The sequence below is a fragment of the Psychrobacter fjordensis genome (assembly GCF_904845995.1).
GTDB lineage: Bacteria > Pseudomonadota > Gammaproteobacteria > Pseudomonadales > Moraxellaceae > Psychrobacter > Psychrobacter fjordensis.
In genome coordinates, this window is the sequence record NZ_CAJGYP010000001.1 from 1,299,956 (window position 1) to 1,326,563 (window position 26,608).

At 43.6% G+C, this 26,608-nt stretch carries 16 protein-coding genes, 2 tRNA genes and 2 rRNA genes; 13 read left to right on the forward strand and 7 right to left on the reverse strand.

From position 1 onward, the window contains the following. Positions 1-152: 152 nt before the first annotated feature. The 5 genes from JMW61_RS05465 (at position 153) to JMW61_RS05485 (ending at position 7,857) form a co-directional block, all read left to right on the forward strand. Positions 153-1,052 carry a CBS domain-containing protein gene (locus JMW61_RS05465; RefSeq protein ID WP_194197958.1) on the forward strand — a complete coding sequence of 300 codons (900 nt, stop codon included), beginning with the start codon at positions 153-155 and terminating at the stop codon, positions 1,050-1,052. 415 nt (positions 1,053-1,467) lie between these two features. After that, positions 1,468-3,051: an apolipoprotein N-acyltransferase gene (gene lnt, locus JMW61_RS05470; protein WP_201549878.1), complete on the forward strand. Its 1,584-nt coding sequence runs from the start codon at positions 1,468-1,470 to the stop codon at positions 3,049-3,051. Positions 3,052-3,192: 141 nt separating this feature from the next. Next, complete coding sequence (locus JMW61_RS05475) at positions 3,193-3,648, forward strand: hypothetical protein (RefSeq protein ID WP_201549879.1); 456 nt, start codon at positions 3,193-3,195, stop codon at positions 3,646-3,648. Between the two features lie 324 nt (positions 3,649-3,972). After that, positions 3,973-5,541 (forward strand): peptide MFS transporter, encoded by a 1,569-nt coding sequence (locus JMW61_RS05480; RefSeq protein WP_201549880.1) that lies wholly within the window; start codon positions 3,973-3,975, stop codon positions 5,539-5,541. A 498-nt stretch (positions 5,542-6,039) separates the two neighbouring features. Then, complete coding sequence (locus tag JMW61_RS05485) at positions 6,040-7,857, forward strand: aminopeptidase P family protein (protein ID WP_201549881.1); 1,818 nt, start codon at positions 6,040-6,042, stop codon at positions 7,855-7,857. A 93-nt stretch (positions 7,858-7,950) separates the two neighbouring features. Here JMW61_RS05485 and JMW61_RS05490 read toward each other — a convergent pair whose 3' ends face one another. The 3 genes from JMW61_RS05490 to JMW61_RS05500 form a co-directional block, all read right to left on the reverse strand. After that, positions 7,951-8,808: a cell envelope integrity protein TolA gene (locus JMW61_RS05490; RefSeq protein WP_201549882.1), complete on the reverse strand. Its 858-nt coding sequence runs from the start codon at positions 8,806-8,808 to the stop codon at positions 7,951-7,953. A 116-nt stretch (positions 8,809-8,924) separates the two neighbouring features. Next, entirely contained in the window at positions 8,925-10,286 is a 1,362-nt protein-coding gene (gene fabF, locus JMW61_RS05495) for a beta-ketoacyl-ACP synthase II (protein WP_201549883.1), read from the reverse strand. 430 nt (positions 10,287-10,716) lie between these two features. Next, positions 10,717-12,102, reverse strand: coding sequence for an anhydro-N-acetylmuramic acid kinase (locus JMW61_RS05500; protein ID WP_201549884.1), 1,386 nt, complete (start codon positions 12,100-12,102; stop codon positions 10,717-10,719). Positions 12,103-12,334: 232 nt separating this feature from the next. On the opposite strand from JMW61_RS05500, the gene tyrS reads away from it, so the two are divergent. From tyrS to JMW61_RS05515, 3 genes are all read left to right on the forward strand, one after another. Next, positions 12,335-13,546 (forward strand): tyrosine--tRNA ligase, encoded by a 1,212-nt coding sequence (tyrS, locus tag JMW61_RS05505; protein WP_201549885.1) that lies wholly within the window; start codon positions 12,335-12,337, stop codon positions 13,544-13,546. Between the two features lie 116 nt (positions 13,547-13,662). Beyond that, positions 13,663-15,372, forward strand: coding sequence for a hypothetical protein (locus JMW61_RS05510; RefSeq protein ID WP_201549886.1), 1,710 nt, complete (start codon positions 13,663-13,665; stop codon positions 15,370-15,372). Between the two features lie 197 nt (positions 15,373-15,569). Further along, on the forward strand, positions 15,570-15,806 hold the full coding sequence (locus tag JMW61_RS05515) for a DUF1653 domain-containing protein (RefSeq protein ID WP_201549887.1): 237 nt from the start codon (positions 15,570-15,572) through the stop codon (positions 15,804-15,806). Between the two features lie 98 nt (positions 15,807-15,904). Here the strand turns inward: JMW61_RS05515 and JMW61_RS05520 are convergent, their stop codons facing one another. The 4 genes from JMW61_RS05520 to upp all read right to left on the reverse strand — a co-directional run bounded on the left by JMW61_RS05520 (position 15,905) and on the right by upp (position 19,558). Then, positions 15,905-16,855, reverse strand: coding sequence for an alpha/beta fold hydrolase (locus JMW61_RS05520; RefSeq protein WP_201549888.1), 951 nt, complete (start codon positions 16,853-16,855; stop codon positions 15,905-15,907). A gap of 47 nt (positions 16,856-16,902) precedes the next feature. Next, positions 16,903-17,802 carry an ABC transporter substrate-binding protein gene (locus JMW61_RS05525; protein ID WP_201549889.1) on the reverse strand — a complete coding sequence of 300 codons (900 nt, stop codon included), beginning with the start codon at positions 17,800-17,802 and terminating at the stop codon, positions 16,903-16,905. 270 nt (positions 17,803-18,072) lie between these two features. Further along, the gene (locus JMW61_RS05530) at positions 18,073-18,825 is read right to left on the reverse strand and encodes an SDR family NAD(P)-dependent oxidoreductase (protein WP_201549890.1); all 753 of its coding nucleotides are present in this window, start codon (positions 18,823-18,825) and stop codon (positions 18,073-18,075) included. Between the two features lie 73 nt (positions 18,826-18,898). Continuing rightward, the gene (upp, locus tag JMW61_RS05535; protein WP_201536063.1) at positions 18,899-19,558 is read right to left on the reverse strand and encodes a uracil phosphoribosyltransferase; all 660 of its coding nucleotides are present in this window, start codon (positions 19,556-19,558) and stop codon (positions 18,899-18,901) included. A 567-nt stretch (positions 19,559-20,125) separates the two neighbouring features. Between upp and JMW61_RS05540 the strand changes: the two genes are divergently transcribed. The 5 genes from JMW61_RS05540 (at position 20,126) to JMW61_RS05560 (ending at position 26,421) form a co-directional block, all read left to right on the forward strand. After that, complete coding sequence (locus JMW61_RS05540) at positions 20,126-20,689, forward strand: DNA glycosylase (RefSeq protein WP_406947823.1); 564 nt, start codon at positions 20,126-20,128, stop codon at positions 20,687-20,689. Between the two features lie 728 nt (positions 20,690-21,417). Further along, a 16S ribosomal RNA gene (locus JMW61_RS05545) occupies positions 21,418-22,956 on the forward strand. 89 nt (positions 22,957-23,045) lie between these two features. Beyond that, a tRNA-Ile gene (locus JMW61_RS05550) sits at positions 23,046-23,122 on the forward strand. 8 nt (positions 23,123-23,130) lie between these two features. Next, positions 23,131-23,206 (forward strand) — tRNA-Ala (locus tag JMW61_RS05555). Between the two features lie 353 nt (positions 23,207-23,559). Beyond that, a 23S ribosomal RNA gene (locus JMW61_RS05560) occupies positions 23,560-26,421 on the forward strand. Together the 16S and 23S rRNA genes with 2 tRNA genes alongside form the textbook arrangement of a ribosomal RNA operon. The last annotated feature ends 187 nt before the right edge of the window (positions 26,422-26,608 follow it).

The window sequence follows — 26,608 nt, forward strand, 5'->3', positions numbered from 1 at the left end:
GTGGTTTGTTTATGATTTAATACTGGATTAATGATACGTGACCTATTTTGTTTATAGTTTTTATCCCCATCTACGTTTTACCTGTTGTTTGTTCTTACTTTGATTTTTATTAACTAAATTTTTATTAACTAAAGAGGTTAAATCACACCACCATGTCTGACGACACTCCCAGCCCGAGTAGTTGGTCGATGCGCGGCTTAAAACGCTGGCTATCGACCGCCCCTGAAACCCGTGATGAATTGATTCGTTTGGTACAAGACTCGCGTCAATTCTTAGAGCCTGATACTGTCGATATGTTAGAAGGCGTGCTTGATTTGCCTGCGACACAAGTGCGTGAAATCATGACACCGCGCCCGCAAGTGGTTGGTCTGCATGAGAGCACCAGTCTTGCCGAAGTGATGGATATCATTCTTGAGACCACACACTCGCGCTATCCTGTATTTGACAGTCAAGATGATGATGCCGTTATTGGTATCCTCTTGGCAAAAGATCTGATACCTATTCTCGTCCATATGGTGCGTGACCAAGAAGATAAAATAGACAGTAAACGTCTCAGAGATTTGGTGCGTCAGCCGCTATATATTAGCGAGACTGCGCGTTCTGACACCTTGTTACGTTCACTACAGCGTACGCAGGTGCATATGGCCATTGTCGTCGATGAGTTTGGTAACTTTGGCGGTGTGGTCACTATGGAAGATTTGCTCGAGGAAATCGTTGGTGATATCGTCGATGAGCATGATGACTTCGATGAAGACAGTGATATCAATAATATTATCGCCGATCCTGAAAAGCCAAATACGTGGCGTGTTCAGGCGTCTACAGTGATAGAAGACTGTAATGATGAGCTTGGCTGTCATTTTGATGATACCGATGTCGATACGATGGGCGGTCTGGTCATGCAGGCACTTGGCTTCGTGGGTGATCTAGAAGGTGAGAGCGTCATAATAGATGATTGGAAAATCACGATTACTGATGTCGAAGGACGCTTTATCCAAAACTTAGAGTTGACCAAAACAGATGTTAATCAGCAAGTTTTGATAGGCAGTCATTGATCTTGTGCTAGGGCGTGTCCTCAATTCAATCGATAGTTATCTAAATGGGTTAAAAATGGCTAAATCTTGCCAAACGGCGTCAAATAGCTGACTAATATCTCGATATTATCTGCGCTATTTTCCTTGTTTGACTGCGATTTATCTCATTTTTATCACCATTTTTAAAATGAGGACACGCCCTAGTCATCTAAAAGCTTATCGAGAAATATAAGAAAAACACGATTGCGGTCGTGTTTTTTTTGGTCTGCTATTAGGGTTTGCTACGCAATGTTACCTATTAATAGGTTGAGACTGGTATCATGGGCAGGTTTAATTTTTAGATACGGTATGGAATATTATACGGTCAGTTTCAGCTTGGTTTTTACCTGAATGCTGACGCTTAAAATTTTGAAAAATATGGTTTTGGATACCTGCTATGCGTCTGTCTACTGTTGATTTGCAAAAACGCCTGAACCCCGAGAAGCCAAAGGGCTTACCTCTAGCATTGACCGTGCTAATTGCCTTGCTGGCAGGTGCGGTGTTTATCTTTGCACTCGCGCCCTATGGTGTGTGGCCTGTAGCATTGGTGTCGCCTGCTATTTTATATGCATTATTGATGCCTGATATGAGCGGCAAGCGTGCTTTTCTTATCGGTCAAGCCTATGGCACAGGGCTTTTTTGTGTAGGCGCGTTTTGGCTTTATACTTCCATTCATACGTATGGTGCCATTCCAGTATGGCTTGCGCTACTTATGATTGCCATCATGGGGCTAGGCATGGGCTTGTTCCATGGCTTTTTGGCACTGGTTTTCAATCGAGTGGTCGGCCGTCAGCCGCTATCTTTTGCTGCGCTTTGGATATTACAAGAGTGGATGAAGACATGGTTGCTCACTGGATTTCCGTGGCTGTTCGTTGGCTATGCCTTTACAGAGCAAGCTTGGCTGTCATCGCTCGCGCCAGTCGCTGGGGTGTTTGCTATCTCGTTCGTTGCCGTATTATTGGCAGCCAGCGTGGTCGAGATGTTGCGTCGCCGTGGCGGTTATATGATTCCTTCGCTCGCTTTGTTAGTCATTAGCAGCGCGTTATGGCTGATAAATCCGCAATGGACCAAGCCAAAAGGTACGCCTGATCTATCTGTATCGTTGATTCAAGGTAATATCCCTCAAGACCTAAAATGGTTGAATGAATATCAACTCGAAACCCTTAACATCTATGCAACGTTAACGAGCACAGAGTGGGGAAGTGATCTTGTGTTATGGCCTGAATCCTCCATTCCTATGTCTCAGCTAGCCGCAGCTGATTTTATCAATGAAATGGCAAAGCTGGCCAATGAGACTGATACGACATGGGTGACGGGCATACCTTATGTGGATGAAGCCGCCTACGATGCCAGTACCGATAAGTATGCACCGTTTTATAATAGTGTGATTGCATTGGGCGCAGAGGGAGAAGGGCTGTATAAAAAGCAGCGTCTGGTACCGTTTGGTGAGTACATTCCGTTTCAGGGATTACTAGATGTTTTGCCTGATCTGGCTGGCAGTCAAGATATCATGAGCTATAGCCGTGGCAGTGACGAGCAGTCACCACTGCGTGTACGTGGTCATAACTTAGGTACGGCAATATGCTATGAAGTGGCCTATCCTGATACCACCCGTAGGAATGCGGTCGGTACGGACTTTTTATTGACGATCTCAAACGATGCATGGTTTGGCAAGTCGGCAGGTCCATTGCAACATTTACAGATGGTACAGATGCGTGCGTTAGAGAATGGTCGTTGGTTTATGCGTGCGACCAACACGGGGGTCACGGCTATTATCGATCACAAAGGCCATATCGTTGAGCGTGCCCCGCAGTTTGAGCGCACTGTATTACGAGGTAATGTCCAAGCACGCGTTGGCAGTACGCCTTATATGCGCTTCGGTAATTATCCTATTTTGTTCATTATGGCGCTGCTATTGCTATTAAGCTATTTTGGCAAGCGTGGGGTCGCTCAACTTCGTTTGGGTGCGTCACGCAAATAAGAGATGGTGCTCGACTATAAAAGAGACTGGCAAAATTTGTCGATAATAAATCCTTTAAATACTTAAGGGTTTTAACAAATCGGTACAAATTGCGATATAATAGGCCAATATTTCAAATATTTTGTGCAAGGTGGATCAGGTATGTCAGAAGGTATCGTCAATAACAATCCAAAAAAAGAGCTGTTATACACTTTAGGTGGCATTGCCTTGTTTTTAGGTATTGTCTTACTTATTGGTGTTTCTGGATTTTTACGTCCAGCAGGACAGCACATTACTGTTCAGACTGCTGAGGAATTAGCCGCTGCGGATGAAGCAGAAGCGACTGCCGCTGAAGAAGATGCTGCGCTAGCTGATGAAACGGCATCGGCAGAAACTGACACTGCAGCAGATGCAACTGTCACGCCAGCCACAGATGCTGGAGATTCTACTGCTGAAGGTTCTACTGACAGCGCAGTAGTGACTGCCGAAGCAGGTACCGCGACTGCCTCTGGCACCGTAAGTCAAACCGCTGTGGCTGATGCTGACTTGACTGCAGAGCAAGCAGATGGTGATTTAGAAGCTGGCGACGCAGCTGATGATACGGCAGCGGCACAGTAGTCTGTAGTATGGTCATTTTGACCTAATAGTGCTACTTAGCTATCAAGTGATAGGTATTCAAGTAACAGATATTCAAGTGACAGCATTATGAAGTCTCTATCAACAGTGCTATAAGTATAATAGTAGTGTCCTCGAGACTAAGAAAAAAAGCCCGTTCTCAACTATTGAGAACGGGCTTTTTTTTATGGGTAATTGTGTAATTTTTAACCAACTTTTTCTTTACTTGAATATAACCAAGTGCAACAATACTTCGCCTATATGACCGCTCATCGGAATAAATAGGGGCTTGGTCATTACCAATATGATCTTTAAAGGAATAAAGTTATGGGCACAGAAACACGATCGGGGGCTCATGCTGCTGAATTAGACGCACTAGATACTGGCTTTATGGGGCATCCCACGCCGCTACGTCCATTGTTTTTTACTGAGATGTGGGAGCGGTTTTCTTATTATAGTATTCGCCCGCTACTGGTCTTATTTATGGTGGCGACGGTAGGTAGTGGTGGTTTTGGCTTTGACGAGGTCACCGCTTCTGCTATCTACGGTATTTTCGCAGGTTCATTGTACTTGGCAGCTGTACCTGGGGGCTGGCTAGCAGATAACTGGCTAGGTCAGGAGAGAGCACTGTGGTGGGGCAGTATTATCATTGCCCTTGGCCATTTGTGTATTGCACTCTCTGCTATGTTTGGCATGACACTGTTCTTTGTCGGTTTAATCTGTATTGTCTTGGGCTCAGGGTTATTTAAGACCTGTATCTCAGTGATGGTTGGAGCTCTATACCTGAAAGGTGACTCTCGCCGTGATGGCGGTTTTACTTTATTTTATATGGGTATTAACATCGGCGCGTTATTGGCTGCGCTGATCGTTGGCGTATTCAAAGAAAAAGGTATGTGGCATGTCGGCTTTGGCGTTGGCGGTTTGGGTATGCTGGTCTCATTGCTCATCTATCGTTTCGTCGCGCAAAAGAATTTAACAAAATATGCTCGAGCTAAAGGCATCTCTGCCGAGTGGGAAAAATCTAATGATCAATACAAAAATGTCGGTCGTTGGGTTGGTGGTTTTGTAGCGTTATTAGTAGCCGTAGTGCTATTGGTTTCTACAGGAATGATATCGTTCAATCCTGAGATGGTTGCAGAGTATATGACTTATATCATTGCTGCGGTGGTCATCCTATACTTCGCTATTATGTTCATTTCACCTAAGCTGGATAAGACAGACAAGCTGCGTTTGTTGATTTGTTTTATCTTAATTATTGGTTCGACGCTGTTTTGGTCGAGTTTTGAGCAGCAGCCAACGTCTTTTAACTTGTTTGCTGATCGTTATACCGATCTCAACGTTTTAGGGTTTGAAGTACCGAGCATTTGGTTCCAGTCATTGAACCCTTTATTTATTTTAATATTGGCACCTATCATCAGTATCATTTGGGTCAAGCTTGGTAACCGAGGACTTGAGCCGAGCAGTATGGCTAAGTTTGCAATGGGTATGCTACTCGCAGCGGCAGGTTTTGCATTGATGATTTTTGCCTCAAAAAGCATCTTAGCGCCTGGTGCTGGCTTGGCATCACCACTATGGTTGGTAGGCAGTCTGTTGCTATTAACGTTGGGTGAGTTAGCACTAAGCCCCGTTGGTTTGTCTGCAATGACGAAGTTGGCGCCAGAGGGTATGCAAGGTCAAATGATGGGGCTGTTCTTTGCTTCTATTGCCATGGGTAACTTGGTTGCGGCCTTCTTTGGTGGTCATGTATCTGCTGACAAAATCGAAGGATTGCCAGGTCTATTTACAACCATGACAATATTCTTGGTGGTCACTGCCATATTCTTGCTGATATTAGCAAAACCTATCAATAAAATGCTTAAAGATAGTGAGGGTGAGAAACAATTAGCCAAGCAATAAGGTATAGTCTGCCCACTATAAAACCGCTACAGCGTCAACCTCGCTAACCATACGAATGTATAGCTTGCACTCGGTTTTCTTGTATCGATATTATTGTGAATTAACTATAGGCTGATATACATTTGTGAATAACAACAGTACAAGTGACGTATGATGAGACGTGTTACCATTATTGGTAGCACGTTTTATTGTTTCAATTGGTGAGATATTTCTCTTGCGCCATTGAAACCCTGCTATCTGCCCAAACATCTAATGGTGTTCTGCTGTCATACTATTCTGCTTTAATCATAGGTAGTTTCGTTTACTTGGTTATTTGCAAACCTTTAACTCTTAAACGATTGAATGTAACTGACTCTAATTCTAATAATAATCGGTCAATGAATGCTTAAAATGTTTCCGCTCGAATAAGACGACTATCTATAGTCGCCGCACAGCAATAATTTTCTAAATCTAATTTCTTCCAAATTAATTGCTCTATCTCTAATAAGGACACTTTTAATGAATAAACAAACCATCCACGATCGTATCGATAGTCTGCGTCAGACCATAGCAGTACAAGACCTGACGGCAATCATCGTACCGTCTGCTGATCCACATTTATCTGAGTACTTGCCTGAATATTGGCAAGCACGCTTATGGCTGTCAGGATTCACAGGTTCGGTCGGTACGCTCGTCGTGACTGCTGACTTTGCTGGTCTATGGACAGACAGTCGTTATTGGGTACACGCTGCTGATCAGTTAGAAGGCACGGGTATTACTTTAGAGAAGCTGGCTCCAGGTCAGCCGAATCATATCGATTGGCTCGCCGAGCATTTACAAGAAGGCGATAGTGTCGCAGTCGATGGCAATGTGCTGTCTATCGCTGAGCAGGATCGATTGTTGAATGCATTTGATGCCAATGACATTACTTTAATCACTGAGCGTGACGTGTTGACAGAGATATGGTCAGATCGTCCAGCGCTACCAGCTGCCAAGTTATATGCTCACGATGAACAATTTCTTGCTCAGTCTGCCACCTCAAAGCTTGCCGCTGTGCGTGCAGGTATGGCAGAGGCAGGAGCGACGCATCACTTACTCTCAAGTTTAGATGACATCGCATGGTTGACCAACTTACGCGGTGCGGATGTTGATTATAACCCTGTATTTTTGTCACACATGCTTATCAGTGAAAATGACGCGACGTTGTTTATCGATAACAATAAAGTCAGTGCTGATATCGCCACAGCCCTAAAAGATAGCGGTATCACGCTTGCTGATTATGATGCAGTACAAGAAGCATTGAGTGCGTTGACGCCAGAAGACTTATTGTTATTAGATCCAAGCAAGGTTGCAGTCGGTACGCTATCGAAGATGGCAGACGGTATCGGCTTTATTGAGCAAATGGCGCCAAGTACGTTACTCAAATCTGTTAAAGCTGATGCTGATATCGATCATGTGCGTGAAGCCATGCGTCAAGATGGTGCTGCCTTAGCTGAGTTTTTTGCGACATTTGAGCAGCGCCTAGCAAACGGTGAGCGTTTAAGTGAGTTAGACGTGGATAGCATGCTAATCGATGTACGTAGTCAGCAGCCACACTATGTATCGCCAAGCTTTCCAACGATTGCAGGTTTTAATGAAAACGGTGCGTTGCCACATTACCGCGCAACACCAGAAAAATTCAGCTACCTTGATGTGGCCGAGGGCGAGGGTGGATTACTACTGATTGACTCAGGCGCGCAATATCAGAATGGCACGACTGATATCACTCGTGTGGTCGGTATCGGGCAAGTCAATTCTGAGCATAAACGTGACTTTACCACAGTGCTAAAAGCCCATATTGCATTGGCAAAAGCACATTTTCCTGACGGTATCGCTTCACCATTAATCGATGCTATTTGCCGTGCACCTCTATGGCAGGCACAGATGGACTATGGTCATGGCACCGGTCATGGGGTTGGTTACTTCTTAAACGTCCATGAAGGTCCACAAGTCATTGCTTATAGTGCCAGTACGCCAAAAGAGCGTGCGATGAAAGAAGGTATGATTTCAAGTAATGAGCCAGGTCTATACCGTGAAGGAAAGTGGGGCATTCGCATAGAAAACCTAATGGTTAATACGCGGGTGGCAAGCCCTACCGAGACAGAGTTTGGTAAATTCTTAAACTTTGAAACCGTTACTTACTGCCCGATAGATACTCGTTTGATTGAGTCGTCATTGTTGAATCAAGTAGAGATTGACTGGCTCAACGATTATCACAGCCAAGTGTATGCAGAGCTAAAAGACCGTGTCGACGGCGCAGCACTTGAGTGGCTAACTGAGCGTACGCAGGCTATTTAAAGTAAAGGCCTATATCTGCGAATCTAAAATAGAAAAAGCCCCGTATATTATTTACGGGGCTTTTTCGTTACTGGAACGCAGCATTTAGCTTCGTTATGATTCTTTATTGGTCTGTGATTTATCTTGATCGCTTAGATTTTGGATGACTTCAGCATGTAACCAAGACTTTAAGTTTTCAGACATCAGCATCATTTGCTCACTGAGATAGTCATCAATTTGTACCTCAAGTTCACGAATCAGTTCTTGATGCGTGGTACTCAGTTTGGCGTCTTTTAATGCCAACTTGATGGCATTACTGGCTTTATCGTTGATGGCTTTAATAGTACTATCATTTTTAACGCTGTTATCATTATCAACCGTATTGTCTTCAACAGCGTTCGCATGTTCGCTGATGGTTTTATGGTTCACCATATGATTTTCAGTAGCCACACTTTGGGTATTATTTTTTTCAGAGTTATCAGTGGTACTACTATTACTATCTGCTTTGTCTGCAGTTTTCATCTCAATCGCTACTGGCTTGTCATCATTTCGCTTATCAGCGGCTAACGTTGCATTCTTTTCTTGTTCTTTTTGTGCGGCCTCTGCTTCTTCACGCAGCTTGGCCTCTTCTTTTAATTTAGCTTCTTCTTTGAGCTTGGCATCCTCTGCCGCTTTTATTTTCTGTGCTTCTTCGATACGTTGTTGTTCAGCGGCTGCGCGTGCTTGCTCTTGTTTATCAGCAATGGCCTTTGCAATGGCTTGCTCGGCTTCGTGGTTTTCGTAGAGCTCATCGATATGAGCATCCAAATCATGGGTTTGAAATTCAAAGCTCTCAAAGGGTGTATCGCTTTGCAGTAAAGTGGTGATGTCTTTTAGCTCTTGGGTAATAGCTGCGCGGATGGGTTCAGGCGCACACGTCCAGCGTTGATAAAACTGATGGGAAAATGAGTAGCTTGACATGGTATCTTCCATAAATGTTCCAAAAATTACCCCTTATCATACGCAAGTAAGATAAGGGGCTGCAAGTGGACAAACGTAGTAAATCTGACACCAAGGTTACAACGCATCTCATTATGCGCTTTTATGCCCTAGTCATTGTTAGGCCAACGTGCAAAGACTAGTGAGCCATTGGTGCCACCAAAACCAAAGCTGTTCGAGACAGCGTACTGTAGGTTTTCAACTTTACGAGATTGGTTGGCAACATAGTCAAGGTTGCAATTGTCTTCGAGATTATCTAAGTTAATGGTAGGTGGTACATGCTGATGCTGAAGCGCCATAACAGTGAAAATAGCTTCAATACCGCCTGCAGCGCCAAGCAAATGGCCTGTCATAGACTTGGTTGAGCTGACTAGAATACTGTCTTTTACTGGGGCAAATACGGTTTCAATGGCGATAGATTCAGCGACATCACCAGCAGGCGTACTGGTACCATGAGCATTGACATAACCAACTACAGAAGGCTCGATACCGGCATCATGAATCGCGTTTTGCATGGCACGTGCAGCACCGCTACCATCTTCTGGAGGTGAGGTAATGTGGCTAGCATCATCACTCATACCAAACCCAACCAGTTCTGCTAATATCGTTGCACCACGTGCTTTAGCGTGAGCAAGGCTTTCTAATACCATTACACCAGCACCATCACCGAGTACAAAACCATCACGGTCTTTATCAAATGGACGTGAGGCTTTGGTTGGTTCATCATTGCGTGTTGATAACGCATGCATCGCGGCAAAACCAGACATACCTAAAGGACTAGAGCCTTTTTCGCTACCACCTGCCAGCATGACATCGGCATCACCATGTGCAATCAATCGCGCCGCTAAACCAATGGCGTGTGTTGAGGTTGTACAGGCTGTTGATGTGGCAAGGTTAGGACCTTTCAACGTGTGTCTAATCGCTACAAGACCTGCTGCCATATTCACAATAGAACCAGGAATAATAAAAGGTGATACTTTTTTTGGCCCGTGAGCATTGAGCGTCGCACAGCTGTTTTCGATGGTTTGAATACCGCCAATACCTGACCCAATAATCACGCCAAAACGTTCTTGATCGACATTTTTAACGGGCGTATCAGCTGCACCAATCTCATCGATGAAGCCAGCATCATGTAATGCCATGGTAGTTGCGCCGATGGCATAATGCATAAACTCATCATAGCGGCGCGCATCTTTTGCATTCATATATTGCTTGGCATCGAAGTCTTTGACCACACCGGCAATTTGAGCGCGGTACTCTGTGGCATCAAAGTGAGTGATGGGTACGATACCACTTTCGCCATTCAGAAGTTTTGTCCATGTGCTTTCAATATCTAGGCCCAGTGGGGTGATAGCTCCCATGCCGGTAACGACCACTCGAGTGTCATCATCGCGCTCATAATGAGGCTTTTTTGGACGGCGTTTTATGCCAGTCGTCGTCGGTGATGTGGCTGTATTGATGTCTTGGCTCATGCTATATGTCCTGTACTTGCGTTCCTAAAAGGATGATTTTTTCTGATATTATTTGATTGTGCTGTCGTCATATCGTTTGTTACTGTCGCGTTATACTATTTATAGCGTCATACATGCATTTTTACAACCATTATAAAACACTGAAGTGTACATATGTAAACTTAAATGAGCTTGCGAAGCCTAACGAGTGTAGCAAAGGCTACCTGTTATTTTAGCTACCTGCTGTTTTAGGTATCTATTGCTTTAATAGTATAAAGGTATTGCTGATGACTGCCTATACTTTGACTATGTAGTTTACCCACGATAAGGCCGTTACTATCCACGGTAAAGACATCGTATTGTCGTCTCGCTAAATATATTCATGTGCAACTTGTACTAGGTTCATTTATATCCATGATTTATGGTACAAGCGATATGGTAATGAGAGCTGCTAAGCAAAACAAACTTGCCCTAACACCACGTTCTTACTTGCGCCCGTGACCGCTGGCAAATTACCCGTTTCGCCCATTAGGGTTTGTCTGGCCAACCATGCAAAAGCAACGGCTTCTACCCATGTTGGCTCCAGTCCTAAGCTCGCAGTCGTTTCTACTGTGCAATGAGGAAGGTGTTCCTGCAATCGCGTCATTAAATAGCTATTTAATGCACCGCCACCGCAGACATATACCGCAGTATTTTTATTAGCATTGATAAATGTATTAATTTGCGCACTCGCACTGATGGCCGTCAGTTCAGTGAGTGTGGCCTGTACATCTGCTGATGAATAACGAATGATAGCAGATGCCTGTTCGAATTTTTGTAGCTCGTTTTGCAGCCATGCTAAGTTAAAGTCTTCACGGCCAGTACTTTTGGGATAAGGTTTTGCAAAAAACGGATGTTCCAACAGTTGGTTGAGCAGCGGCTCAATGACTTGACCAGACTGCGCCCATTTACCGCCTGCATCATAATCTTTATCTGTATGCAACGCAGTCCACGCATCCAATAATAAATTGGCAGGGCCAGTGTCGTAACCCACAACACTATCTACAACATTACCTATGATATTGTCTGGTTGATTTGACGAATTAGTAGAAGCCGCTGGCAAGACAGTGATATTAGCAATACCGCCCAAGTTCAATAACACGCGAGTACTGTCAGGCTTGGCAAACAGTGCTTGATGAAAGGCTGGAACCAACGGTGCACCTTGACCACCAACGGCCATGTCACGGCGACGAAAATCACTGACCACACTGATACCTGTACGTTCAGCGATGATATTGGCATCGAGCAACTGCAAGCTAAAGCCCATCTGCGGACGATGGCGCACAGTCTGTCCATGACAGCCAATGGCTAGCACTAACTCTACATCGGTATCGGCTTGTTTTAATAACGTATTGACCACCTCACTTGCAAACTCACCATACTCGCGGCTCGCCCAGCCGAACCAGTCCAGTTCGCTATTTGGTTCGTCAGCCGTGGGTGTCAATGTCTGAACACCATTGGGCTGACATAATGCCAATAATACTTCACGCAGTCGCGGTGGGAAGTCTTGGCTATAAGAAGCTAACACCCGCATGGACTGCTGCGTTTCTGCTTCATTACCAGTATCTGTACCGAATTGACAAAGAATGGCATCCATACCGTCCAAACTGGTGCCCGACATCATGCCGATATATAAGCCATCATCGAAGTTTTCAAACACAGTCTGCTCAAGTGCCTCAGTAAGTGTGGCATAATTTAAATCGTCAATATTTTCCAAACTATTAACTAAATCACTGTTCATCTCTGAATCTGGATGAATATTGTGATGAGTATCAGCAATCGATGCGGGGTTGGTCATGGCAATTTACCTTAAAAAACGCTAGTATATCCGTCAAATTCTAACATCTTTTGCAGGCTACGAGACCTTAATAGCATTTCCAAAATCAGAGCAGCAAGGAAAACAAGTGTAAGTCCTGCATTTATTACGCTAAACGAGTTTGCCACCGCTCATCGTATTTTTTGGTTTGGTATCATTTAGTATAAATAGCCCAAACGTTTTAACCCTTAATAAAGACAATAAAGAGATCATCATGACCACGCAAACTTACACCCTAGAAGAACAACTTGCCCTTATCCAACGCGGAACACAAGAAATTCTATCTGAAGAGGATTTAGTGGAGAAGCTTAAGCTAAACCGTCCATTGCGTATCAAGGCAGGCTTTGATCCTACCGCACCTGACTTGCATTTAGGTCATACCGTGCTGATTAATAAACTCAAGCACTTTCAAGACTTGGGTCATGAGATTTATTTCTTAATCGGTGATTATACAGCCAAGATTGGTGATCCTTCTGGCAAAAACAGCACGCGTCCGCCATTGACTGATGAGCAAATCAAAGCCAATGCCACGACTTATGCTGAGCAAGTATTTAAAATTTTGGACAAAGAAAAGACTCGCGTGGTCTTTAACTCTGAGTGGTTCAATGACATGAGCGCCGCTGATATGATTCAGCTTGCCAGCCAGCAAACGGTTTCGCGTATGCTTGAGCGTGATGATTTCTCTAAGCGTTATGCCTCACAGACCCCAATCTCTATCCATGAGTTTTTATATCCGCTCGTGCAAGGCTATGATTCTATCGCGCTGAAAGCTGATGTTGAGCTTGGCGGTACCGATCAAACCTTTAACCTATTGATGGGTCGCACGTTGCAAGGCCGCTATGGTCAAGAGCAGCAAGTATGTATCACCGTACCAATTTTGGAAGGGTTAGACGGCGTTAATAAAATGTCTAAGTCTTTAAATAACTACGTGGCCATTTATGATGCGCCGGGCACGATGTACCAAAAAATCTTATCTATGCCAGATACGCTAATTCGTCGATACTTTGAATTTTTAAGCTTTAAACCAATGGATGAAGTCGAAGGTTTATTGGCAGAAATGGAAAATGGTCGCAATCCACAAGAAATCAAACGTATTCTAGCCGAAGAGTTAATCGAGCGTTTCCATGACGCTGATGCTGCTGCTAATGCGCACAAATCAGCCGGTAATGTCTTGGCTGATGGCGAATTGCCAATCGATTTGCCAGAAGTAACATTAGATCTAGAAGGTCAGGATGCACTATTTATCACTCAAGTACTGAACCAATCTGGGCTTGCGAAAAACAGCTCATCTGCCAAAGATATGGTAAAACGTGGCGTAGTAAAAGTAGATGGCGATGTGGTTGATGCAGGTTTCAGCTTAATCTCAGGTCAGACAGTCGTTATCCAAGCAGGCAAAAAGGCTTATGCGAAAGTGACGGTTGCCTAATTACATGTTTCATCAGTTATAGACGGCCATTTTAATTAGCCTAATAATGTTGATTACCTACCTTATTGTATATAGTATAAAAATCTTTTATTGTAAATGTTATTTTGGGGTACAAGGTGATTAAAAAGGATGTTAATAATGGCCACGATGACGATAGTGGTAAGGCTCAGTTCATAAATCTAAAGGCAAAAGAGTCTCAACAGACTATAATCAATTATATCAACTCTCATAATATTTCTAACATTTGCTACGCATATAAATCTAGAGTGAAAACTGAAAGTGGTCTCATTGAGAAAACAGAGAGGAAGAAAACAGAAAAGAAGGAGTATTGTTTAGAAGATATTACGGATGTGATAGGGCTTAGGTTTGTAGTATTATTTAAAAAAGATATAGTTTCCGTCATTAACGAAGTAATCTCTATTCTTGTGAACTCAAAAGAAAGTAATAATCCATTCTTAGGGTGTTCCATTGCTGAAAGTATCTATTATATAGGTGATGTTGCAAGCTCTAATATAACGTCTGATCTTGAAAATAGCTTTCTAAGTATAAATAAAAAAATTAAAGTTCAGGGGATTAAGGAAGGTTATTCTAGTTTTCATATAGTTTGTCTGCTAGATACTAAGCATAGTAGTATCCTTCGTCATGGATACCAACTTCCAGTTGAAATACAAATCCGTACAGTTTTTGAAGATGCTTGGGGCGAAATCGACCATAGGCACAGATATGGTATAACAAAGAGTAAAGATCCTACGACTCACCCTACTTTGAGTAAACATCTGAGTTTATTGAAAAAATTTGTAGATGCATGTGTAGATTATGCAGATATAATCGTTGAAGAGTCTCGGATAGAAATTAACCCTAAAAATTCAGCAAAAATTTTGGATAATCCTAAAGACTTGGACAATCCTAGACTGCTTTTCGGTGAAAATATTGATGATAAAATCCTTGAAACCTATATTAAATTAACTGAGGAAAGAGAGGCGGCAATCCTTCAAGGTGATTCCGTTGAACTTGCAAATTGTGCTCAGAGATTTTTAAATTTGAGGACTGATTATTTAGACAGCAAAAGCTTAGACTCATTTGATAACTTTGCTTTCCATTCTTGCTGTAACGAAGCGCTATGTCATTTATCTATCAATGATGAACTTAACCTTATATCAGCAAAAAATTTGTACTTAGTGCTTCACAAAATGGATAAAAATAATTGTTTGGTTGCAATGAGGTTAGGTCAAGCATTAGGTAAAACTGGAGAAATTGATAGGGGTATTTCATATCTCAAGAACTCATTTGAGCTCGCTCAACTTAATGATTCAGTATTTTCTGTAAAGGATTCGGATATCAGTTATGTACTTGCAAAAACACCAAAAGTTGCAGGCTATTATATCTGGTTGAAGATCGAAAGCCTGCAAGTTGAATCTGATAGCAGTAAAATTATTCCTATGTATCTAGAAGCATATCAACATACTCTGAAAGGTTTGGACTACATTGATCAAAACGGTGACGACTTTATAGATTACACGAATAACTTACTTTTCTATCTTACAAAGCTGTATGAAATAACAGATAGTGTGGAGTATGCAGACTTATTATCAAAAGAGCTTAGAGCGTTAGAAGTTAGTTTCAGTGACTTAGGTGATGCTGATGCTAAAACCCTTGATACCTTTCTTAGAGCATACATAGTACTTAAAGATAAGACTAGTTTTTTGAGTTGCGCACAAATTTTGAATAAGAAAATACGTAGTCGTGATTATGATTTTGATCATGAAACAGCTTTAGGTATAATGGAGCTTATTTCTGAGTATAAAAGCTTTTTTAACGATGTGTAGGTTGACAGTCCAATTAGTATAGTATTACTATAGTGACTCTAAATTAGAATATTATAGTGCTTATTCGACTCAACAGGAGAGTTGCAATGTTACCTAATGGCGATGGCTAAAATTCCTAATAACAAACTATTCAATAAAAAAAGCATCTAATATTAGATGCTTTTTTTATTGATAATAATTGTTAGAATGAGAGTGTTATGAGCCAACCATATGAAATAATTCCCCAAGGCATCTACCGCCACTACAAAGGCAGTCTCTATCAAGTATTGCATACGGCGCAGCATTCAGAAACCGAAGAGTCGCTTGTGGTTTATCGTTGCCTATACGGTGAATATGGCGTGTGGGTTCGTCCATTAGCTATGTTTGCTGAAACGGTTACGATAGAAGGCAAGCAAGTGCCACGCTTTGAATTGATTAAAGACTTAGCTGACTAGTATTAGTTTTTTAGATAATGTGAAAGGCTCAATAAACAAATAAAAAAGCGACTTTTGAAGTCGCTTTTTTACGTCTACTCAAATCAATATCTTAACGGTTAATGATGCAAAAACTGTTTTAACACCTGATAAAAAGCCACAGGCGCATCCATTGGCACCGCATGGCCAGATTTTGGTAAAACCGTTGCAGTGGCATTGGGCAGTAACTCAAGCAACTGTTGTTGCCGTTTCGGATCATACAACTGCGAGCGTCCACCAATTAACAGAGTGGTTGGCGTCGCTACCGTTGGCAACACATCACGATAATCGTAGGGCAACGCAACGTAGGCAGATAGGCAGCGCAATTTGTGTTGCCAAGTTGCATGTTTCATCAATGAGATTTTGTGCGGTGCTCGATAGCTCAAGGTTTTCGTCAATACCTGTGAAGGTTTGGTGCTGACAGAAAGTAGTGAAAATGAGCTCTCTATATCTAGTAAGTCTGCTTTTAATCGATAGGGCAGATGACGGAAATCATCAACGTGCATATATGGCTCAGCATTAGAAATTAATCGCGTAAACTGAGCAAATAATTCTGTCTGACGTGTACCAAATACGCCGCCATCTTGCCAGTCGGGCTGATTATGTATAAGAGGTGCTTGATCAATATTTAGATAGCGGCTGACACTGTCATGACCAAAACGCTTAAAGTATGCCCACATGACCAATGCGCCCATCGATATTCCAGCAACAGGTAAGGCGTCCACAGTTGTCTGTTGACGAATATGCTGTATTACTTGCTGTGTGTCTTCTGCATATTGTTCAATAAAGTCAAACGTTGGCAATGCCAAATCACTGGCCAAACCAAAACCACGAAAATGCGGCAAATAAAAGCAGTATTGTCGGGTCAGGGATAATATAAACGGCAAAAACTGCCGTGGATCCATACCAAAAGCATGCAGTAGCAGTACGGGTTGACCTTTGCCAATCACAGACATGGGTATCAGCGTGCCGTCAGTCGCTGTCACATGAGTGGCCTGTAATTGGTATTGCTCAGGTATTTTGAATGCCATTTTAAATGTCGCTTTGAACATATGGGATTTATATGGATTTGACTATACTACTGCCAGAGTTTGGCGTAGTGGGTATCGCTGATGTTGGCAATATCTAATGTTGCTAACATCTCACGTAGGGCAGTCCAACGTTCAGCATCTGGTTGAATAGGCGCTATCAAGCGTTTCAGCGTATCGTTGATAATGTCATCCATCAATGAAGATGGTGTCTCACCTGTATAGGCGTAATAAATTGTGCGTGCTTGTTCGGGATTGTCGATACACAACTCCGCCATTGCTGTACTGATAGCTACAAACTGTGTCAACGCTTCTGACTTTTCTTCCCAAATACTGTGGGTGGTCATCAGTTCCAATGCCGAAAAGTTAGGATACGGTGATAAGTGTTGATCAATAAAGGTATAGTCAAGCCCTATATGATTGGCCTCAATACCTTCAAAGTTATAAAAGCATAACCATGCGCCATCAAATTCGCCTGCTTCATCACCCTTTTGTAAGTTTTCTAAGTGCTGAAAGTCGGTCTCTACAAAATTGACATTAGCGACATCTAACACAAAACCATTTTTCTTGGCATAACGGCTTAAAATCTCAAAGCCAATTTTATTGGTAATAGGGTTGGCTGCTGGTGTTGTGATACGAATCGGTTGGTTTTGATGTAATTTATCAAGACTGCTTTGTTTGATAAGTACGCCACCATCTGTCACAAAGAAACAGCCCAATGCTTTTAAGTCTTCAAAATAATGCTCGAATAGGTGAATCGGTTCGTTCACGTGTAAATCAATATTGCCTGCTTCTAATTCTGCAAAGCCATCATAATGTTCAGTTGGCTCTATCATATTGATATCAAGCCCTGCCTCGGAGTAAGAACCTGTATGAATACCCGCAATAAAAGGCAGGTGATCTGGATTTAAAAACCATTCTAGCGTCAGAGTGAGCGGCGTATTAGCCATAAAATGTCCTTATAGTTTAATAAATAACAGTATTGATGAGCGATGGCTTTCATGGTTTGGCCTCTCGATGACTGAGAGTGTCAAAGAATAAGAGAGCTGACCATAGCATAAAATAAAAGTGGTTATGACAGTTAATACTTGAGCATATTACGTCTATAGTAGTGATAAAATTCATAATGATAAAGCGGCAAAAAATTAGGCGGCAATACCGTATCTATTATCGATAAAGTATTGCCGCCTAATAGTAAACCTATTACTTACTTGTGTTAACTAGCCATCATTTTTGGCAATGGTTAGGCCATTATAGGTTTGCGCAACTGGCATCACTTCTAAGCGGTTCACGTTGATATGTGCAGGCGACTCAATCAACCATAATAAAATATCGCCAACATCGTCACCAGTCATGGTTTTGAATCCGTCATAAACCTTGGCAGCTTTATCGTCATCGCCATGATAGCGCACGTTTGAAAACTCAGTACCCGCTACATTACCTGGCTCAAGATTGGTCACGCGTACTTGCGTGCCAAGTAAGTCAGCTCGCAAGTTTAGACTGAACTGTTTTACAAATGCTTTAGTCGCGCCATAGACATTACCACCAAAGTACGGCCAGCTACCTGCAATCGAGCCCACATTGATGATATAACCGCTATCACGAGTCACCATCGCTGGCAAGACCGCATGGGTCAGCGCCATTAACCCTTTGATATTGGTATCGGTCATGCGCATCCAGTCATCTAGATTGGACTCTTGTGCTGGCCCAGCACCCAGCGCCAATCCTGCATTGTTCACCAAGACATCGATTTGCTTAAAACCGTCAGGCAAGTCAGCAATGATTTGCGGAATAGAAGCCGTATCGCTCACATCCATGACCACAGGTAAAAATGCCTCGCCCAATTCTGTAGCCAAAGCTTGTAACTTATCGAGGCGTCTAGCACAGCCAATCACGCGATGGCCTTTTGCCACCAAACGCTCAGCCAATGCTTTACCAAAACCTGCGCTAGCGCCTGTAATCAATACGTTCATGTTATATCCTTATCATTGATACTATATGCTTTTGTCATAATACTGATGACGGCTTTATTTACCCTGATGCTACTTATCTATTTGATAGTTGCTTACCAAAGATTTTATCGCCAGCATCACCCAGACCTGGAATGATATAACCATGTTCATCTAAATGGCTGTCTAGTGCCGCAGTGTAGATAGTCACGTCAGGATGCGCTTCATTCACCAAGCGTACGCCTTCAGGTGCAGCGACTAATACCAATGCTTTAATATTGGTACAGCCGTTTTTCTTTAGCATCTCGATGGTCGCGACCATTGAGCCACCTGTGGCTAGCATTGGGTCAATAATAAGTGCTGGGCGTTTGTCCATGTGGCTAACGAATTTTTCAAAGAAAGGTACTGGCTGCAATGTTTCTTCGTCGCGTTGCAGACCGACAACAGAAATCTTGGCAGTAGGAATCAGATCGAGCACGCCATCGAGCATGCCGATACCCGCGCGCAAAATTGGTACGATAGTCGCAGTCTTACCGATGATTTGCTCACCCGTGATCTCGCCACACCAGCCTTGCATTGGAAAAGTCTCAATTTCAAAATCACGGCTCGCTTCATAGGCCATCAAACGTGCAAGCTCTTTGGTCAATGTACGGAACTTATAAGTACTACAGTCTTTTTCACGCATAAGGCTAAGCTTATGACGGACTAGTGGATGATCGATTACCGTAATTTTTAAACCGCTATTTAGGTCGCTCATATAATCTCTCTTGATTTTGGGGCTGATGCTTGCGCAGTCACTGCGGTTGCCATTAGTATAAAAGATACAAACACTTACTTCACTTTAACCGTATTTTTGGCACACAAATAGTAAGCTTAATATATTACTAGTAAAGCCAACTGAATACATTCAATGCTTATATAAGGGTCTTAACCTTAATTAATTTACAGTGATTTTATTCATAACCTACATTTAGGTTCACAATAATTAGATCCAAAGCAATTGAAGCAATCATGATTTAAGCAACTATAATGAAAGCCACAATTATTCGAATCAAACACCGCATCATTCTATATATTTAAGCCATTGACCTCTTAAGCCGACTATATTTCACTATCGCAGCACTATAATAAGTGAAGTAAGGTTTAGGCCTGCTATGATACCAAAAAAACCGCTTTTCTGACGAAGAATCTTATGACTACATACCCATCCCATGCGCGTGAAAATACTAATAAGACCGATAGCAACTCAACATTATCTGAAACGCACGTCGCCGAAATAGAAACACATCCATTTCCGCCTGTTTTACCGCCTAATGCCACTGTCATGATGATGGGAACGTTCCCACCCACTATCGATAAATGGGCCATGAGTTTTCACTATCCCAATTTTTATAATGATATGTGGCGTATCTATGGACTTGTATTTTTTGATGATGCAGATTATTTCAGAGTAGGGGACGAGAAGCGCTTTGATCCTGAACGTATTCGCGCCTTTATGTTTGACCGAGGTATCGCTTCTTGTCCGACGGTAAAACAAGCCATTCGTGAGACGGGCAATGCGTCTGACAAGAACTTAACGGTAGTAACGCCTGTTGATTTAGATGATATCTTGCTACAAGTGCCAAAAGTTAAAACGTTGTTTACCACAGGTGGTAAGGCAACTGAGGTACTACTCAATTTATTAAGCGAGCCACCTACTAAGTCCAAGTATCCTAAGACCAATCAAAGTATGGATTACCCTTATGAATGGCAAAGTACAGGTAAGAAAGCTGATGTGAATAATCTAACCTTATATAGGTTGCCATCAACTTCACGGGCATACCCTTTATCATTAGATAAAAAAGCCGCTGCGTATAGAGTATTTTTTGAAAAAATGGGTAAGTTATAAAAAAGGTCATCCTATATAGAAGAATGTGATTTCAACCGAAAAACTGTTTAAGATAATGAGAAGTTTATTTTCACAGCTAACCTCTTGATAAGTAGCCAGTATTCCTGAGGGACTCTTATAAACTATAGAATAGTTTATAAGAGTCCTTGACCGCGCCCTCAAACCGAGTATAATGCGTCCCAGTCAGAAGGGAAGGGTGTTTAGGAAGTGAGCAATCACTTATTGAATACTTTAAATAAATTAGTTTTAAACTAATAAAAATAACTTCTTGACTTAGCAGAATAAGCGTCTATAATACGCACCTCATTAAGGCAAAGCAGTTAATAAAACAGTGAGCAATCACAGTAAATTAACAAGCTAACTTATTGAAACGAGATAAAAAAAGAAGTTGACAGACTATTAAAAAATGATATGATAGTCAGCTCGCTAAATAGGATAAGCCACATTGGCTATGACTGTTTAGTTAGAATACTAACACTGGACGACAGTGATTAGGCATTATTTAAAAGCATAACTAAAGAACAACTTGTGTGGATTTTTGCTGATTCAGAATGTTAAAAAATAAAGTTGGTTGACTATCTTTTCGATAGAATTCTAACTATAAAAATTATCATTTAAGACAGTAAAAAAACTCAAAGTTAATTCATTACGAACATAATTTTTAGCGATTTTGCCAGATTAGATGAGCCAAGTTTAGAAGTCTCTTTAAAGGACTTCATAGCAAGATTAAACTGAAGAGTTTGATCATGGCTCAGATTGAACGCTGGCGGCAGGCTTAACACATGCAAGTCGAGCGGAAACGATGATAGCTTGCTATCAGGCGTCGAGCGGCGGACGGGTGAGTAATACTTAGGAATCTACCTAGTAGTGGGGGATAGCACGGGGAAACTCGTATTAATACCGCATACGACCTACGGGAGAAAGGGGGCAGTTTACTGCTCTCGCTATTAGATGAGCCTAAGTCGGATTAGCTAGATGGTGGGGTAAAGGCCTACCATGGCGACGATCTGTAGCTGGTCTGAGAGGATGATCAGCCACACCGGGACTGAGACACGGCCCGGACTCCTACGGGAGGCAGCAGTGGGGAATATTGGACAATGGGGGAAACCCTGATCCAGCCATGCCGCGTGTGTGAAGAAGGCCTTTTGGTTGTAAAGCACTTTAAGCAGTGAAGAAGACTCCGTGGTTAATACCCACGGACGATGACATTAGCTGCAGAATAAGCACCGGCTAACTCTGTGCCAGCAGCCGCGGTAATACAGAGGGTGCAAGCGTTAATCGGAATTACTGGGCGTAAAGGGAGCGTAGGTGGCTCTATAAGTCAGATGTGAAATCCCCGGGCTCAACCTGGGAACTGCATCTGAAACTGTAGAGCTAGAGTATGTGAGAGGAAGGTAGAATTCCAGGTGTAGCGGTGAAATGCGTAGAGATCTGGAGGAATACCGATGGCGAAGGCAGCCTTCTGGCATAATACTGACACTGAGGCTCGAAAGCGTGGGTAGCAAACAGGATTAGATACCCTGGTAGTCCACGCCGTAAACGATGTCTACTAGTCGTTGGGTCCCTTGAGGACTTAGTGACGCAGCTAACGCAATAAGTAGACCGCCTGGGGAGTACGGCCGCAAGGTTAAAACTCAAATGAATTGACGGGGGCCCGCACAAGCGGTGGAGCATGTGGTTTAATTCGATGCAACGCGAAGAACCTTACCTGGTCTTGACATATCTAGAATCCTGCAGAGATGCGGGAGTGCCTTCGGGAATTAGAATACAGGTGCTGCATGGCTGTCGTCAGCTCGTGTCGTGAGATGTTGGGTTAAGTCCCGCAACGAGCGCAACCCTTGTCCTTAGTTACCAGCGGGTTAAGCCGGGAACTCTAAGGATACTGCCAGTGACAAACTGGAGGAAGGCGGGGACGACGTCAAGTCATCATGGCCCTTACGACCAGGGCTACACACGTGCTACAATGGTAGGTACAGAGGGCAGCTACACAGCGATGTGATGCGAATCTCAAAAAGCCTATCGTAGTCCAGATTGGAGTCTGCAACTCGACTCCATGAAGTAGGAATCGCTAGTAATCGCGGATCAGAATGCCGCGGTGAATACGTTCCCGGGCCTTGTACACACCGCCCGTCACACCATGGGAGTTGATTGCACCAGAAGTGGATAGCTTAACCTTCGGGGAGGCGTTCACCACGGTGTGGTTGATGACTGGGGTGAAGTCGTAACAAGGTAGCCGTAGGGGAACCTGCGGCTGGATCACCTCCTTATAGATGACATTCGGTCAGCAAGAATTCACAACAAGTTGTTCTTTAGTTTAAGCTAGTATTTATTAGCTTTTGCCTTTGTAGGCATACAAAGGCCTGTAGCTCAGCTGGTTAGAGCACCGTGTTGATAACGCGGGGGTCGGCAGTTCAAGTCTGCCCAGGCCTACCATTATTTACGGGGCCATAGCTCAGTTGGTAGAGCGCCTGCCTTGCACGCAGGAGGTCAACGGTTCGACTCCGTTTGGCTCCACCACTATAAATACGAAACTTTAGATGCTAATAAATAAAATAGGTATTAAATAGAAACAAGTGATTCGCCATTATATTGGCAAGATTACTTCTTTCTGTTTTATACAGAACCTGCTACTCGACGAGAGAGTAGGAACTATTTAAAAACATAGATATGAGTCTGGGTTAGGAAGAGCGTGTTCACGCGCACTTCTTAACCTTAATAACTCACCTCTTAACGACATCAGTTGTTATCCCAGGGGTGAGTTATTAAAAAAGTAATAAGAGAACTGAATCAAGCGTATAAAATTAGGTGATATCGTTATCATAATTAGATTGTATGACACTTAGAAGTCGAGAGACTACTTGGGGTTGTATGGTCAAGTAATGAAGCGCACATGGTGGATGCCTTGGCAGTCAGAGGCGATGAAAGACGTGACAGCCTGCGATAAGCTTCGGGGAGGCGGCAATATCCTGTGATCCGGAGATTTCTGAATGGGGAAACCCACCTACCATAAGGTAGGTATCTTGTACTTGTACAAGAAGCGAACGAGGGGAAGTGAAACATCTCAGTACCCTTAGGAATAGACATCAAATGAGATTCCCCTAGTAGCGGCGAGCGAACGGGGAGAAGCCGATTAATTCTAATGTAGAAGAACAGCGTGGGAAAGCTGACCGTAGTAGGTGATAGTCCTGTATTCGAAACATTAGAGTTAACATATTAAGTAGAGCGGGGCACGAGAAATCCTGTTTGAAGATGGGGGGACCATCCTCCAAGGCTAAATACTCCTGACTGACCGATAGTGAACCAGTACCGTGAGGGAAAGGCGAAAAGAACCCCTGTGAGGGGAGTGAAATAGAACCTGAAACCGTGTGCGTACAAGCAGTAGGAGCTTCAATTTATTGGAGTGACTGCGTACCTTTTGTATAATGGGTCAGCGACTTATATTCTGTAGCAAGGTTAACCGTTTAGGGGAGCCGTAGGGAAACCGAGTCTTAATAGGGCGTTTAGTTGCAGGGTATAGACCCGAAACCGAGTGATCTATCCATGAGCAGGTTGAAAGTGCCGTAACAGGCACCGGAGGACCGAACCCACTGTCGTTGAAAAGCCAGGGGATGACTTGTGGATAGGGGTGAAAGGCTAATCAAACTCGGTGATAGCTGGTTCTCCCCGAAAGCTATTTAGGTAGCGCCTCGGACGAACACCATTGGGGGTAGAGCACTGTTTCGGCTAGGGGGTCATACCGACTTACCAAACCGATGCAAACTCCGAATACCGATGAGTGATATCCGGGAGACACACAGTGGGTGCTAACGTCCATTGTGGAGAGGGAAACAACCCAGACCGCCAGCTAAGGCCCCAAATTCCTAGTTAAGTGGGAAACGAGGTGGGAAGGCATAGACAGCTAGGAGGTTGGCTTAGAAGCAGCCATCCTTTAAAGAAAGCGTAATAGCTCACTAGTCGAGTCGGCCTGCGCGGAAGATGTAACGGGGCTCAAACTAGGAGCCGAAGCTGCGGATTTGAATTTGTTTTCAAGTGGTAGGGGAGCGTTGTGTAAGCCTGTGAAGGTGTGTCGTAAGGCATGCTGGAGGTATCACAAGAGCGAATGCTGACGTGAGTAACGATAATGCGAGTGAAAAGCTCGCACGCCGGAAGATCAAGGGTTCCAGTCCAACGTTAATCGGGGCTGGGTGAGTCGACCCCTAAGGCGAGGCCGAAAGGCGTAGTCGATGGGAAATCAGTTAATATTCTGATACTTGTTTATAATGCGATGGAGGGACGGAGAAGGTTATGTCAGCCTGGCGTTGGTTGTCCAGGTGAAAGGATGTAGGCTTGTGGCTTAGGTAAATCCGGGCTACTACATGGCTGAGATCTGATAGCAAGCTGTACTTGTACAGTGAAGTGGCAAATACCATGCTTCCAGGAAAAGCTTCTAAGCAATAGTTATAAACGAATCGTACCCTAAACCGACACAGGTGATCAGGTAGAGAATACCAAGGCGCTTGAGAGAACTCTGCTGAAGGAACTAGGCAAAATGGTACCGTAACTTCGGGAGAAGGTACGCTGTTGGTGGTGATAGGACACGCTCCTTGAGCTGCTGGCAGTCGCAGATACCAGGCTGCTGCAACTGTTTATTAAAAACACAGCACTCTGCAAACACGAAAGTGGACGTATAGGGTGTGATGTCTGCCCGGTGCTGGAAGGTTAATTGATGGGGTTAGCGTAAGCGAAGCTCTTGATCGAAGCCCCAGTAAACGGCGGCCGTAACTATAACGGTCCTAAGGTAGCGAAATTCCTTGTCGGGTAAGTTCCGACCTGCACGAATGACATAATGATGGCAGCGCTGTCTCCAGCAGAGACTCAGTGAAATCGAAATCGCAGTGAAGATGCTGTGTACCCGCGGCTAGACGGAAAGACCCCGTGAACCTTTACTACAGCTTTACATTGAACTTTGACCTGACTTGTGCAGGATAGGTGGGAGGCTTTGAAGCAGACACGCTAGTGTTTGTGGAGCCAATCTTGAAATACCACCCTGGTCATGTTGGGGTTCTAACTCAGGTATAACAATACCGAGGACAATGTATGGTGGGTAGTTTGACTGGGGCGGTCTCCTCCTAAAGAGTAACGGAGGAGTACGAAGGTGCGCTCAGACCGGTCGGAAATCGGTCGTAGAGTATAAAGGCAAAAGCGCGCTTAACTGCGAGACCCACAAGTCGAGCAGGTACGAAAGTAGGTCTTAGTGATCCGGTGGTTCTGTATGGAAGGGCCATCGCTCAACGGATAAAAGGTACTCTGGGGATAACAGGCTGATACCGCCCAAGAGTTCATATCGACGGCGGTGTTTGGCACCTCGATGTCGGCTCATCTCATCCTAGGGCTGAAGCAGGTCCTAAGGGTATGGCTGTTCGCCATTTAAAGAGGTACGCGAGCTGGGTTTAGAACGTCGTGAGACAGTTCGGTCCCTATCTACCGTGGGCGTTGGAAATTTGAGAGGATCTGCTCCTAGTACGAGAGGACCAGAGTGGACGAACCTCTGGTGTTCGGGTTGTCACGCCAGTGGCATTGCCCGGTAGCTACGTTCGGATGGGATAACCGCTGAAAGCATCTAAGCGGGAAGCCCACCTCAAGATTAGATTTCCCTAAAGAGCCGTTCAAGACTAGGACGTTGATAGGCAGGGTGTGGAAGTGCAGCGATGCATGTAGCTAACCTGTACTAATTGCTCGTTTGGCTTGACCATACAACACCCAAGTGGTTTGTATACAAGTCTAATTAATCTATCTTGTATAAGCTGTAGTGGCTTATAGAATAAAGAGAGAATATTTCGATATCACCTTTAACCTTGATTCAGTTAGGTTATAAGTTGATCGACTAAAAAGTAAAATTTATAGTCAAACAATAAAAACAACAGACTCATATCTAACCCC